The sequence below is a fragment of the Streptomyces sp. NPDC093018 genome (assembly GCF_040684035.1).
In the GTDB taxonomy this organism is placed as follows: Bacteria; Actinomycetota; Actinomycetes; order Streptomycetales; family Streptomycetaceae; genus Streptomyces; species Streptomyces murinus.
The window spans coordinates 513,179-526,101 of sequence record NZ_JBFBFF010000005.1; the positions used below are offsets into that span (position 1 = coordinate 513,179).

General features: G+C 74.4%; 9 protein-coding genes and 1 tRNA gene. 5 read left to right on the plus strand and 5 right to left on the minus strand.

Features of this window, described 5'->3' with window-relative positions:
* Positions 1–29 precede the first annotated feature (29 nt).
* The 5 genes from AB0N90_RS15670 (at position 30) to AB0N90_RS15690 (ending at position 8,988) form a co-directional block, all read left to right on the plus strand.
* Positions 30–2,360 (plus strand): DNA polymerase III subunit gamma and tau, encoded by a 2,331-nt coding sequence (locus tag AB0N90_RS15670; RefSeq protein ID WP_365196629.1) that lies wholly within the window; start codon positions 30–32, stop codon positions 2,358–2,360.
* A 511-nt stretch (positions 2,361–2,871) separates the two neighbouring features.
* Positions 2,872–4,128 (plus strand): phosphoribosylamine--glycine ligase, encoded by a 1,257-nt coding sequence (gene purD / locus AB0N90_RS15675; RefSeq protein WP_365196632.1) that lies wholly within the window; start codon positions 2,872–2,874, stop codon positions 4,126–4,128.
* Positions 4,129–4,458: 330 nt separating this feature from the next.
* Positions 4,459–6,297: a hypothetical protein gene (locus AB0N90_RS15680; RefSeq protein ID WP_365196635.1), complete on the plus strand. Its 1,839-nt coding sequence runs from the start codon at positions 4,459–4,461 to the stop codon at positions 6,295–6,297.
* Between the two features lie 202 nt (positions 6,298–6,499).
* Positions 6,500–7,996: a N,N-dimethylformamidase beta subunit family domain-containing protein gene (locus tag AB0N90_RS15685; protein WP_365196637.1), complete on the plus strand. Its 1,497-nt coding sequence runs from the start codon at positions 6,500–6,502 to the stop codon at positions 7,994–7,996.
* 92 nt (positions 7,997–8,088) lie between these two features.
* Positions 8,089–8,988 carry a phosphoribosylaminoimidazolesuccinocarboxamide synthase gene (locus AB0N90_RS15690; protein WP_361671727.1) on the plus strand — a complete coding sequence of 300 codons (900 nt, stop codon included), beginning with the start codon at positions 8,089–8,091 and terminating at the stop codon, positions 8,986–8,988.
* Positions 8,989–9,032: 44 nt separating this feature from the next.
* Here AB0N90_RS15690 and AB0N90_RS15695 read toward each other — a convergent pair.
* The 5 genes from AB0N90_RS15695 to AB0N90_RS15715 all read right to left on the minus strand — a co-directional run bounded on the left by AB0N90_RS15695 (position 9,033) and on the right by AB0N90_RS15715 (position 12,890).
* Positions 9,033–9,108 (minus strand) — tRNA-Gly (locus tag AB0N90_RS15695).
* A 23-nt stretch (positions 9,109–9,131) separates the two neighbouring features.
* Positions 9,132–9,746 (minus strand): response regulator transcription factor, encoded by a 615-nt coding sequence (locus tag AB0N90_RS15700; RefSeq protein WP_365196639.1) that lies wholly within the window; start codon positions 9,744–9,746, stop codon positions 9,132–9,134.
* Positions 9,743–11,056: a sensor histidine kinase gene (locus tag AB0N90_RS15705; RefSeq protein WP_365196642.1), complete on the minus strand. Its 1,314-nt coding sequence runs from the start codon at positions 11,054–11,056 to the stop codon at positions 9,743–9,745. Before AB0N90_RS15705 ends, AB0N90_RS15700 begins: the two co-directional genes overlap by 4 nt.
* 8 nt (positions 11,057–11,064) lie before the next feature.
* Entirely contained in the window at positions 11,065–11,868 is an 804-nt protein-coding gene (locus tag AB0N90_RS15710; protein WP_365196644.1) for an ABC transporter permease, read from the minus strand.
* A gap of 47 nt (positions 11,869–11,915) precedes the next feature.
* A complete protein-coding gene (locus tag AB0N90_RS15715; protein WP_365196646.1) occupies positions 11,916–12,890 on the minus strand; it encodes an ABC transporter ATP-binding protein in 975 nt (324 codons plus the stop codon).
* Between the last annotated feature and the right edge of the window lie 33 nt (positions 12,891–12,923).

A 12,923-nucleotide genomic window follows, 5' to 3' on the forward strand; every position in this document is an offset into this window, starting at 1 on the left:
TGTCAGTGCGCGCCTATAACCTCGTAAGCGTGTCGTCTCTCGCGCTGTACCGCCGCTACCGTCCCGAGACCTTTGCCGAGGTCATCGGGCAGGAGCATGTCACCGACCCGCTGCAGCAGGCGCTGCGCAACAACCGGGTCAATCACGCGTACCTGTTCAGCGGGCCGCGTGGCTGCGGGAAGACCACCAGCGCGCGCATCCTCGCCCGCTGCCTCAACTGCGAGCAGGGCCCCACCCCCACCCCGTGCGGCGAGTGCCAGTCCTGCCAGGACCTCGCGCGCAACGGACCGGGTTCGATCGACGTCATCGAGATCGACGCCGCCTCCCACGGTGGTGTGGACGACGCCCGCGAACTGCGCGAGAAGGCCTTCTTCGGCCCCGCGGGCAGCCGGTACAAGATCTACATCATCGACGAGGCCCACATGGTCACGTCGGCCGGCTTCAACGCCCTGCTGAAGGTCGTCGAGGAGCCGCCCGAGCACCTCAAGTTCATCTTCGCCACGACCGAGCCCGAGAAGGTCATCGGCACCATCCGCTCGCGGACCCACCACTACCCGTTCCGGCTGGTGCCGCCCGGCACCCTGCGGGAGTACCTCGGCGAGGTGTGCCAGAAGGAGGACATCCCCGTCGAGGACGGCGTGCTCCCCCTGGTGGTGCGCGCGGGCGCCGGATCCGTCCGCGACTCCATGTCCGTCATGGACCAACTCCTCGCCGGAGCGGGCGCGGACGGTGTGACGTACACCATGGCCACCGCCCTCCTCGGCTACACCGACGGCTCCCTCCTGGACTCCGTCGTCGAGGCCTTCGCCACCGGTGACGGCGCGGCCGCCTTCGAGGTCGTCGACCGCATCATCGAGGGCGGCAACGACCCGCGCCGCTTCGTCGCCGACCTGCTCGAACGCCTCCGCGACCTGGTGATCCTCGCCGCCGTGCCGGACGCCGTCGACAAGGGGCTCATCGACGCCCCCGCCGACGTCCTGGAGCGCATGCAGGCCCAGGCGTCCACCTTCGGCGCGGCCGAGCTGAGCCGCGCCGCCGACCTGGTCAACCAGGGCCTCACCGAGATGCGCGGCGCCACCTCGCCCCGCCTCCAGCTCGAACTCATCTGCGCCCGCGTCCTGCTGCCCGCCGCCTACGGCGACGAGCGCTCCCTCATGGCCCGCCTCGACCGGGTCGAGCGCGGCGTCAACTTCAGCGCGGGCGCCGGTGCCCCCGCCATGGGCTACGTCCCCGGCCCGGAGGCCCACGGCGGCGTCCCCGCCGCGACGGTCCCGCCCGGCGGCGGCCCGGCGGCGGCACGGGCAGCGGTGCGGGGGGTACCGGGCGGAGCGGCTCCTGGCAACGGCCCCGGCTCCGGTCCCGGTCCGGTTCCGGGTGCCGGTGGTGTGCCTGGTGTCGGTGGTGTCGGTGGTGCGGCTCCGGCTGCCGCTCCGGTCGCCCCCGCGCCCACCCCTGCCTCCGCCCCTGCCCCCACCCCCGCTCCCGAGCCCGCCGCTCCGGTGGCGCCCGCTCCGGTCCCCGCCGAGCAGCAGGCCCCGGCCGCCGCCCAGGCTGCCCCCGCCTCCGGTGCCCCCGGTGCCTGGCCCACGGCCGCTCCCACCGGTGGCGGACGACGCCCCGGCGGCTGGCCCACGGCCGCCGCGCCGGGTGCTCCGCAGCAGCAGGCCCCCGCGGCCACCCCCCGGACGCCGGACCAGCCGGCTCACGCCGCCCCCTCGGCCCCCCAGCCCCCCGCGGCCGCCCCCGCCGGTGGTCTCGACCCCCGGATGCTCTGGCCGAACATCCTGGAGGCCGTGAAGAACCGCCGGCGCTTCACCTGGATCCTGCTCAGCCAGAACGCCCAGGTCACCGGCTTCGACGGCAGCACGCTCCAACTGGGCTTCGTGAACGCCGGGGCCCGTGACAACTTCGCGAGCAGCGGCAGCGAGGACGTGCTGCGGGCCGCGCTGGCCGAGCAGTTCAACGTGCAGTGGAAGATCGAGTCGCTGATCGACCCGTCCGGCGGCGGCTCCGCGCCCCCGGCCCCGGGCGGCGGCTCCGCAGGGTTCGGCGGCGGCTCGGGTGCCCCCGGCGGCGGTTACGGCGGTGGCGGCGCGCCCGCCGGCAGCGGCTACGGCTCCTCACCCGCGCCCCGCGCCCCTTCCCCGCAGCCCTCCGCCCCCGCGTCGGGCGGCTCCACCCCCCCGGCATCCGGCCCGGCGACCCCGCGCCCCGCGGCCCCCGAGCCGCCCCCTGTCTCCCCCGAGGACGACATCCCCGAGGACGACGACCCCGACCTGGACGAATCCGCCCTCTCCGGCCACGACCTGATCATGCGCGAACTGGGCGCCACGGTGGTGGAGGAATTCACCAACGAGTGAGCGACCGGCCGACTTTCAGGGGCGCGGGGAATTGCGCGCCCAGCCACGACGCTGCCGCACTGGACGACGGGCCACGGCCCCCAGCCGCATTCAGGCTGCCTTTTGAAGCCAACGGCTTCGGGCAGCCCCCTCAGGGGCGCGGGGAACTGCGCGCTCAGCCACGACGCTCCCGCACCCGACGACGGCCCGCAGGCCCCTCAGCCGCATTCAGGCTGCCCTGCGAAGCCGCGCCCCCTGGCAACCCCTTCAGGGGCGCGGGGAACTGCGCGCTCAGCCATCACGGCCCCGCACCCGACGACGGCTCGCAGCCCCCCAGCCGCAATCAGCAGCCCCTTGCAGCCGCGCCCCGGGCAACCCCCTCAGGCGCGGGGAACTGCGCGCTCAGCCACCACCGCCCCGCGCCCGAACACGCACAGCCCACCCCCCTTGACCCCCCACCCCCACCGCCTTGTAGGAACGTACGGCTTCCCCGCCCCCAAGTCTTCGGCAACCTTGCCATTAGGCTGACCCCGTGAACGTCCTCGTCATCGGCAGCGGCGCCCGCGAACACGCCCTGTGCCGCTCCCTGTCCCTCGATCCCGACGTCACCGCGCTGCACTGCGCCCCCGGCAACGCCGGCATCGCCGAGGTCGCCGAGCTGCACCAGGTCGACGCGCTCGACGGTGCCGCGGTGACCGCGCTGGCGCAGCGGCTCGGTGCCGAGCTGGTCGTCGTCGGCCCGGAGGCCCCCCTGGTCGCCGGTGTCGCCGACGCCGTGCGCGCCGCCGGCATCCCGGTGTTCGGCCCGTCCGGCGAGGCCGCCCGGCTGGAGGGGTCCAAGGCGTTCGCCAAGGACGTCATGGCCGCGGCCGGGGTGCCGACCGCCCGGTCGTACGTCTGCACCACCGCCGACGAGGTCGCCGAGGCCCTCGACGCCTTCGGTGCCCCCTACGTCGTCAAGGACGACGGCCTCGCCGCCGGCAAGGGCGTCGTCGTCACCTCCGACCTGGCCGCCGCCAAGGCGCACGCGGCCGCCTGCGAGCGCGTGGTGATCGAGGAGTTCCTCGACGGCCCCGAGGTGTCCCTGTTCGCGGTCACCGACGGCGAGACCGTCGTACCGCTCCAGCCCGCCCAGGACTTCAAGCGCGCCCTGGACGGCGACGAGGGCCCCAACACCGGCGGCATGGGCGCCTATTCGCCGCTGCCGTGGGCCGACCCGAAGCTGGTCGACGAGGTGCTGCACACGGTGCTCCAGCCGACGGTGGACGAACTGCGCCGCCGCGGCGCCCCGTTCTCCGGGCTGCTCTACGCCGGTCTGGCGATCACCGGCCGGGGTGTGCGGGTCATCGAGTTCAACGCCCGCTTCGGCGACCCCGAGACCCAGGTCGTGCTGGCCCGGCTGCGGACCCCGCTGGCCGGGCTGCTGATGGCCGCCGCCACCGGCAATCTCGCCGACCTGCCGCCGCTGCGCTGGAGCGAGGACGCGGCCGTCACCGTCGTCGTCGCCTCCCACAACTACCCCGGCACCCCGCGCACCGGCGACCCGATCACCGGCCTGGCCGAGGTGGCCGACGAGGACGCCCCGGACGCCTATGTGCTGCACGCGGGCACCCGGCAGGACGGCGACGCGGTCGTCAGCGCGGGCGGCCGCGTGCTGTCCGTCACCGCGTCCGGCAAGGATCTGACCGAGGCGCGCGAGCGGGCGTACCGGGCGGTGGGCCGGATCCGGCTCGACGGCGGGCAGTACCGTACGGACATCGCGGCGAAGGCGGCCGCCGAGGCGCTCTGAGCGTCCGCTCGACGCCTCCCAGCTCCCGTTTCACCCCGACAGGCCCCGGATCCGCAATCCGGGGCCTGATCTTTGCTGTCTGTCACCCAGCTCTGACCAAAGCCATTCCATCGAGTGAGCAATCGCCCATCCGGCTGACGTGGGCCGGGGCCGCAACTAGGGTGCCGCGCAAGCGTTCCGGCACTTGGCACACCGGCATTGCGCACATGGCTCATCGGCACTGCGCACTTGGCCCACCGGCATTGCGTTGTCAGTGACGGATGCCACAGTGGGGGAGTGAGCAGCACCAGGACAGCACGGCATCGGCAGGGGAGGGGGTGAGGTCGGCACGTGACCGGAATCGGTGTGGAAGCGGGCGCGCAGGCCGCGCGTTCCCGGGCCCTCGCGGTGTTGCGGGTCCGGGGCCGGGCCCTGGGCGTGGCCGTGCTGCCCGCGGCCGCCGAGGTGATCCTGCTGGCCGGCGCGGCCACCGGTCATCTGGTCGGCCCCGGCTGGGACGCCGCCCGCTGGGCCGTGGGCGTCCTCGCGGTCCTCGTCCTGCTGGCCACCGCCGGCATCGCCCTGGTCATCGCCCGGGCCCGTCCCGCCATGACCCCCACGGTGCCCGTCGCGGAGGAGTCCGCCCCCGACCTGTACCGGATGGTGCGCGACCTCGCCGAGCGGCTGGAGGTCCCGGCGCCCTCCGCCATAGCCCTCACCCCGGACTGCGACAGCTGGCTGGAGGACCGCACGCACCCGGCGCACGGCCCGCCCGCCCGGACCGGTCCCGGTGCGGCGGACATACCGGGTGAGGGGCGCCGCCCCCGCCGGGTCCCCGTCGCGCCGGTCCTCGTCATCGGCTCCCCGTTCCTGTGGTGGATGCGGGTCGGTGAGCTGCGCGCCGTGATCGCCCCGGTCGTCGCCGGTACGGGCCCTTCGGCACAGCCCGACATAGCCGCCGCCCGGCGCTTCGTGCGCGGCCTCGACGCCACCCTGGCCATAGCCGCCACGCCGCGGCGTGGCCCGCTGGCCCGCGGGGCCTGCGCGGTCCTCGGGCGGGTGGCCCGGCTGCTGCTGGGCGCCTGCCGTGAGCACGCCGCGCAGATGGAGCGCGGGGTCGCCGCGGCGGCCGCCGAGCGGGCGCAGACGGTGGACTACGGACTGCGGATCGTCGCCCAGGAGCAGGTCGGGCTCGCGTACGCGGGCTGGGACCGGCTGCTGACCCGGGTGGCACTGCCCGCCTGGCGGATGGGCCGCTGGCCCTCCCGGCTGGACGCGGGCGTGGTCGCCGCGCTCACCGAGCTGTCCCGGCGCGACCGGCTGGCCGAGGGCTTCACGTCCCGCCTCGGCGAGCGGCCCGCCTGCGATCTGCTGGAGGAGCCCGGCAGCGTGGACGAAGCCACCTCGCTGCTCGCCGCCCGCCTCTTCCACGGCGGTCCCGCGGGCCCCCGCGCCGACTGGGCGCCGGTGGACTGGCAGTCGTATCCGGAGGAGGTCGTGGACCGCACCTGGCGCGCCGACGCGGCCCGGCTGCACCGCGTCCTGGACTCCCTCGGCCCCCGCCCCGCCCGGCACACCGCGGGCCCCACCCTGGCCCGGATCCTGGACCACCTCACCGAGCCGACGGACCCCGCCGGCGAGCCCACCGAGCCCATGGACCCCGCAGGCCCGGCGGCGACCGCGCCCGGCGCCGCCCTCGTCCCCGCCCGCACCGACGCGGACATCGACGCGTACGCCGGTCTCACGGCGGCCGGCGACCCCTACGAGGACGACGAGGACGACGACCCGGGCACCGAACGCAGCGCCCTCCTCGCCGCCGGCCTCAGTGCCGAGGTGGCCCGGGAGGAGAACGCCGTGCCGCGCGGCGCCACCGCCGCGGGCCAGAGCCCGCCCTGCACCCTCTGGGACGGCGGCGCGCTGCCCCTCGTCCCCCTCCAGCCCCCGCGTACCGCCCGCGAACTGCTGACCGACCACGTCACGGCGATGGTGTGCTGTGCCGCCGTCGACACCGCGGGCGCGGTCCCGGCGCTGGACTGGCTGGACGGCCCGTCCCTGCTGCTGCACGGCGAGCGGGCGGCCGACCTGACCCCCCGGGTGCTGAGCCTGATCGAGGAGGGCGACCCGGGCCCGCTGCGCGACTGGCTGGCCGCCGCGGGGATACGCCCCGAGAAGCCGATACGCCTCGTCTGACAGCCGAGACGCCTCGCCCAACGGGAGCCTCGGCTTCCACTTCAGGTCAATTCGCAACGAATAGTGACCGAGCCCGTGCGTTATGTGATGTGCTGGAACCATCACGCACCTGGCAAAGGCATGCGACATACGACAGCACGGCCGAGCACCGCGAGCACCACCCGCCCACAGGACATCGGGGGGCTCGGGGAGGGGAGTGACCATGGCCTCGGACCACATCCGCCGCTGGGAGTCCGGAGCGATCGCGCACGCCGTCACGGATCCCTTCGGCCTGGGCCCGGTGCCCTGGCTGCGCGGCAGCGAGACCTACTTCGACGACACCGGCCACGTCGTGCCCTGGTACGTGGACGCCGTACCCCAGCAGCACACCCGGGGCGACGCGCGCATCCCCGCGCCGCGCACCTCACCCGGCGGGCCCCGCTCGGCCGACGACGTGCACCGCCAGATCAAGGGCTTCACCGCCACCGGCGCGGTCGCGCCCGGCGAGGCGATCGACTTCCACATCACGGTCGACCCGCCGCAGGAGTTCTCCGTCGACATCTACCGGATCGGCCACTACGCGGGCGACGGCGCCGCCAAGATCACCACCAGCCCCCGGCTGTCCGGCATCGTGCAGTCCCCGCCGCTGACCGCCGACCGCACGGTCTCCTGCCACCACTGGTGGCAGTCCTGGCGCCTCCAGGTGCCCTCGCACTGGAGCGTCGGCGCCTATGTGGCCGTACTGACCACCGCCGACGGCTACCGCTCCCATGTGCCGTTCACGGTCCGCGACGACCGCCCGGCCGATCTGCTCCTGCTGCTGCCCGACGTGACCTGGCAGGCGTACAACCTGTACCCCGAGGACGGGCACACCGGCGCCAGCCTCTACCACGCCTGGGACGAACAGGGCGCGCTGCTCGGCGAGGCGGACGCGGCGACCACGGTCTCCTTCGACCGCCCGTACGCGGGCGCGGGCCTGCCGCTGCACGTCGGGCACGCCTACGACGTCATCCGCTGGGCCGAGCGCTACGGCTACGACCTCGCCTACGCCGACGCCCGCGATCTGCACGCCGGCCGGGTCGACCCCACCCGCTACCGGGGCCTGATCTTCCCCGGCCACGACGAGTACTGGACGGGGCCCATGCGCCGCGCCGCCGAGCGGGCCCGCGACCACGGCACCTCGCTGGTCTTCCTCTCCGCCAACACCATGTACTGGCAGGTCGAGTTGGGGGCCTCGCCGTCCGGGACGCCGGACCGGCTGCTGACCTGCCGCAAGCGCAAGGGCCCCGGCAAGCCGGTGCTGTGGCGGGAGGTCGACCGCCCCGAACAGGAGCTGATCGGCATCCAGTACGCGGGCCGGGTCCCCGAACCGCGCCCGCTGATCGTGCGCAACGCCCGGCACTGGCTGTGGGAGGCCACCGGCGCGCATGAGAACGACGAGATCCCGGGCCTGGTCGCGGGCGAGGCCGACCGGTACTTCCCGCGCACCGCGCTGCCCGCGCACGACGAGCGCATCCTGCTCGCCCACTCCCCCTACACCGACACCGGCGGCACCGTGCGCCACCAGGAGACCTCCCTGTACCGGGCCCCGTCCGGCGCCTGGGTGTTCGCCTCCGGCACCTTCGCCTGGTCCCCGGCCCTGGACCGCCCCGGCCATGTGGACCCCCGTATCCAGCGGGCCACGGCCAACCTCCTGGACCGCATCTGCAAACGCGACTGAGCCGCCTCCCGGCCCCGGACGACCCCTGGCCAAAACCGACCGCCCCCATAAGGGAGAATCGAGGCAGTTGGACAGAACCACGGGGAGGAACCGTGTCCGGATTCGTAGAAAAGCCCGAGCCGATCGAGGTTCCGGGCCTGGTGCACCTGCACACCGGAAAGGTGCGGGACCTGTACCGGAACGAGGCGGGCGACCTCGTGATGGTCGCCAGCGACCGCATGTCCGCCTACGACTGGGTGCTCCCCACGGAGATCCCCGACAAGGGCCGCGTCCTCACCCGGCTGTCCCTGTGGTGGTTCGACCAGCTGCGCGACCTGGCCCCGAACCATGTGATCTCCGAGGAACTGCCCGCCGGCGCCCCCGCCGACTGGGCGGGCCGGACCCTGATCTGCACGTCCCTGAAGATGGTCCCGGTCGAGTGCGTGGCCCGCGGCTACCTCACCGGCTCGGGCCTGGCGGAGTACGAGAAGTCCCGGACGGTGTGCGGCCTCGCCCTGCCCGAGGGCCTCGTCGACGGCTCCGAGCTGCCCGCCCCGATCTTCACCCCGGCCACCAAGGCCGAGGTCGGCGAGCACGACGAGAACGTCTCGTACGAGGAGGTCGCCCGCCAGGTCGGCGCCGAGACCGCCGCCCAGCTGCGCCAGGCCACCCTCGCCGTCTACTCCCGGGCCCGTGACATCGCCCGCGAGCGGGGCATCATCCTCGCGGACACCAAGTTCGAGTTCGGTTTCGACGGCGACACCCTCGTCCTCGCCGACGAGGTCCTCACCCCGGACTCCTCCCGCTTCTGGCCGGCCGACCAGTGGCAGCCGGGGCGCGCGCAGCCGTCGTACGACAAGCAGTTCGTGCGCGACTGGCTGACCTCCGCGGAGTCCGGCTGGGACCGCAGGAGCGAGCAGCCCCCGCCGGCGCTGCCGCAGCGCGTCGTGGACGCCACCCGCGCCAAGTACGTGGAGGCGTACGAGCGTCTCACCGGCACCAGCTGGTCCTAGGGCACACGAAGAAGACCCCGGTCCGATGGACCGGGGTCTTTCTCTGGAGCGGACGACGAGGCTCGAACTCGCGACCTCAACCTTGGCAAGGTTGCGCTCTACCAACTGAGCTACGTCCGCAGTGCGCCGTGGCGCGACAGCTACTATACCCAACCCCGCTCGCGGGCGAGACGCACTGCCGTATGCCGGTTCTCGGCGCCGAGCTTGGTGACGGCCGAGGAGAGGTAGTTGCGCACGGTCCCGGGGGACAGTGCGGCCCGCTCGGCGATCTCCGCGACCGGCGCCCCGTCGGCGGCCAGCTCCAGCACCTCCGCCTCCCGGGCGGTCAGCGGGGAGTCCCCCGCGGAGATCGCGTCGGCCGCCAATTCCGGGTCCACATAACGGTTTCCGGCGTGCACGGTCCGGATGATCTCGGCGAGCTGCCGCGCGCTGACGGTCTTCGGCACAAACCCGCGCACCCCCGCCGCGAGCGCCCGTTTCAGATGCCCGGGCCGACCGTGGCCGGTGACGATCAGCACCTGGCAGCCGGGCAGTTCGGCGCGCAGCGATGTGGCGACCCTCACACCGTCCGCGCCCGGCATCTGGAGATCCAGCACCGCCACATCGGGGGCGTGCGCCCGCGCCATCGCCAGCGCCTCGGGCCCGGTGGCCGCCTCCGCGACCACCAGCAGATCGTCTTCGAGCGAGAGCAGGGCGGCCAGCGCGCCCCGGATCAGATGCTCGTCGTCGGCGAGCAGCAGCCGTACCGGATCACTCATGACGTGACGTCACTCACTTCCCGCGCCCCTCGCGGCGCCTCGTCCGACAGCGGCGCCTCGTCCGGCATCGGCGCGCCCTTCGGCAACGGCACCTCGGCCACCAGCCGGAACCCGTCCTCACCCGCGATATCGGCCGCCAGCGTCCCGCCCACCGCCGCGAGGCGCTCCCGCAGCCCGGCGAGCCCCGACCCGCCGCTCGTACGAGTCGCGGCGGCCCGTACCCCGTCGTTCTCCACCGTCAGCACCACCACTCCCTCCCGTATCGCCAGCCCCACCGCGCACCGCCGCGCGTCCCCGTGCCGCAGCACATTGGTGGTCGCCTCCCGCACCACCCAGCCGAGCGCCGACTGCACCTCGGCGGGCAGCCCGGCCGGCTCCGCGCGCACCTCGCAGCCGATCCCGGCCGCCTCCAACACGCCTTGCGCGCCCGCGAGTTCGGCCCCCAGATCGGCTTCACGGTAACCACGCACGACGGCCCGCACCTCCCGCTGGGACTCCTGCGCGATCCGCTGCACCTCGATCATCTGCTCCACCGCCTCCGGCCGTCCCCGCCGGGCCAGTTGGACGGCCAGTTCGCTCTTGAGGGAGATCACGGAGAGGTTCCGCCCGAGGACGTCGTGCAGATCGCGCCCGAACCGCAGCCGCTCCTCGGCGACCGCGAGCCGGGCCTGGATCTCCCGGCCGCGCTCGGCCTCCCAGAGCACCGCGAGGGTCCAGGCACCGCAGCGGGCGGCCAGCAGGGTGAAGGCGGTGGCGAAGGCGACGGCCAGCGCGGTCGCCGCCGCACCGAGGCCGCTGGGGTGGGCGAGCAGCAGGACGACCACGAGCAGCGCCGACAGGGCGGCGGACCGGCGCAGGAACACCGCCACGGGGACGGTGAACGCGTAGGTCATGCCGAAGGACACCAGCACCGCGCCGAGCACCATCCGGCTGGTGGGCCCGTTGAGTCTGCCGAGCGCGACGAGCGTCACGAGCAGGGCGAGGGCCAGGGCGAGCAGCAGGGCCGGGCCGCGGTGGGCCCGCGCGGGCAGTTCGGACCGGCCGAGGTAGTGGTCGAGCGCCGGGCGGGTGAGCCGGCAGGCGACCAGGCACTGGAGCAGACCGACGGCGATCAGCAGGACGCCGAGCGCGAGGGCTCCGGGGTGCCGGTGGAGGCCGATCGTGATCGGGGGCAGCAGCCAGCTCAGCGGGAACAACCAGACGGTGGCGTTCCAGGTGACCACGCTCTGGAACTCGACCCGCTCCGCCTTGCTCCGCTCGCCCCAGTACCGCCGCTGCCAGCCCCGCATCCGCCCCAGCACGCGCCGCACCCCCGTCCTCAGCGCCGTGGTTCCCAGCGGAACCACCGTCGTACAGCAAACACCGCCACCACGGTCCAGGCCAGCGCGGTGGCCAGGGCGGCCGGTGTCCCCGGGCCGCTCGGCCGCCCGGTCCAGCCCGCCTCGACCAGCCGGATCGCCGGGGACAGCGGGAGCAGCGCGCACAGGGACGCGATCCGGTCGGGCAGGACCGCGGCGGGAACCGTGATCCCGGAGCCGAACATGGACACGAGGAGCAGGGGCAGTGCGGTCACCTGGGCGCTCTCGGTGGTCCTGGTGAACGACGCGGTGACGGCGGCGAGCGCGGCGCTCACCACGAGCCCGGACAGCAGCCCCGGCAGGATCAGCCAGGGCGCCTTCGGCGGGCCGGTGTGCAGCAGCAGGGCGCAGCCGACGGACAGCACCAGGATCTGGGCGAGGCCGAGTCCGACGGCGGGCAGGGCGGTGCCGGTGAGGATCTCGGCGTCGGAGAGCTCGCCGGTGCGCAGCCGCTTGAGGACGAGTTCCTCGCGGCGGGCGACGAACGCGCCGACCAGCGCGGTGTAGACGGCGAAGAGGAAGGAGAAGCCGATGGCGGCCGTCAGCATCGCGATGCCGGCACTCACCCCGTGCGCCTTCAGTTCGAGTCGGCTGTACGCCCCGCGCACGGTGAACGGCAGTGCGAGCGGCACCAGCAGCGCGGTGACCACGGCCCCCCGGTTCCGCCCGAGCAGCGCCAGCTCGGCCCGCCCGAGCGCTCCCAACCGCTGTCCCGCCGACGTCCTCGACCGCTGTCCCGCAGACGTCCGTACGACCTCGCTCATGCCGTTCCCTCCCCCGCTCGCGTACGTCCGCCCAGCTGCCGTCCCGCTCACGCCGCCACCCCCTGACCGAGCCCCTGACCGAGCCCGCTGTCGCGCCCCGCGATCCCCAGGAACGCCTCCTCCAGGGAGGCCGAGCGCACCTCGAGGGCGGGCAGCCGCAGGCCCGTGCGGTCGGCCCAGGCGAGGATGCCGGCGGCGGTGCGCTGGGGGTCGGTGGTGTGCAGCCGTACGGTCCGGCCCTCGTGCTCCTGGCCGCAGACGCCGAGGGCGGCCAGCGGGGGCAGATCGCCGAGGTGGTGGCCCTCGGGCAGCTGGAAGGTCATCCGGCCGGGGCGGCCCGCGGTGACCTCGGCGGGGGTGCCCGCCGCGGCGATGCGGCCCGCGTGCAGGATGGCGAGCCGGTCGGCCAGGCCCTCGGCCTCCTCCAGATGGTGCGTGGTGAGCAGCACGGTCGTCCCGGCGTCCCGCAGCGCGCGCACCAACTCCCAGGTGTCCCGGCGGCCTTCGGCGTCCAGGCCGGTCGTCGGCTCGTCCAGGAAGAGCACCTCGGGGTCGCCGAGCAGGGCGAGCGCGAGGTCGAGCCGGCGCCGTTCGCCGCCGGACAGCTGCTTGACCCGTACCCCGAGCCGGTCCCCGAGTCCCACCCGTGCCAGCACCTCCGCCGCGGGCCGGGCGCCGCTGGTGCAGCCCGCCCACATCCGCGCGGTCTCGGCGACGGTCAGCTCCGCGGGGAAGCCGCCCTCCTGGAGCATCACACCGGTGCGGGGGCGTACGGCGGCCCGTTCCCGGTAGGGATCGCGGCCGAGGACCCTGATCTCGCCGCGGGTCGGCGCGGCGAGTCCCTCCAAAAGTTCCACGGTGGAGGTCTTGCCCGCGCCATTGGTGCCCAGCAGCGCGAAGATCTCCCCGCGCGCCACGGAGAAGCTGATTCCGCGTACGGCCTCGAATCCGCCGGATCCGCCGCCGTAGACACGGGTGAGGCCGGTGGCCTCGATCACCCGCTCGTGCCCGTCGATGTCCATGCCCTCAGCGTCCCGGCGTCCGGGGGCGGCCGG

What these genes read in the sequence shown, in the direction of transcription:
- AB0N90_RS15685 (WP_365196637.1), top strand. Translation starts at nt 6,500, where the DNA reads ATGGCCTCGGACCACATCCGCCGCTGGGAGTCCGGAGCGATCGCGCAC.
- AB0N90_RS15700 (WP_365196639.1), bottom strand. Translation starts at nt 9,746, where the DNA reads ATGAGTGATCCGGTACGGCTGCTGCTCGCCGACGACGAGCATCTGATC.
- AB0N90_RS15710 (WP_365196644.1), bottom strand. Translation starts at nt 11,868, where the DNA reads ATGAGCGAGGTCGTACGGACGTCTGCGGGACAGCGGTCGAGGACGTCG.
- AB0N90_RS15715 (WP_365196646.1), bottom strand. Translation starts at nt 12,890, where the DNA reads ATGGACATCGACGGGCACGAGCGGGTGATCGAGGCCACCGGCCTCACC.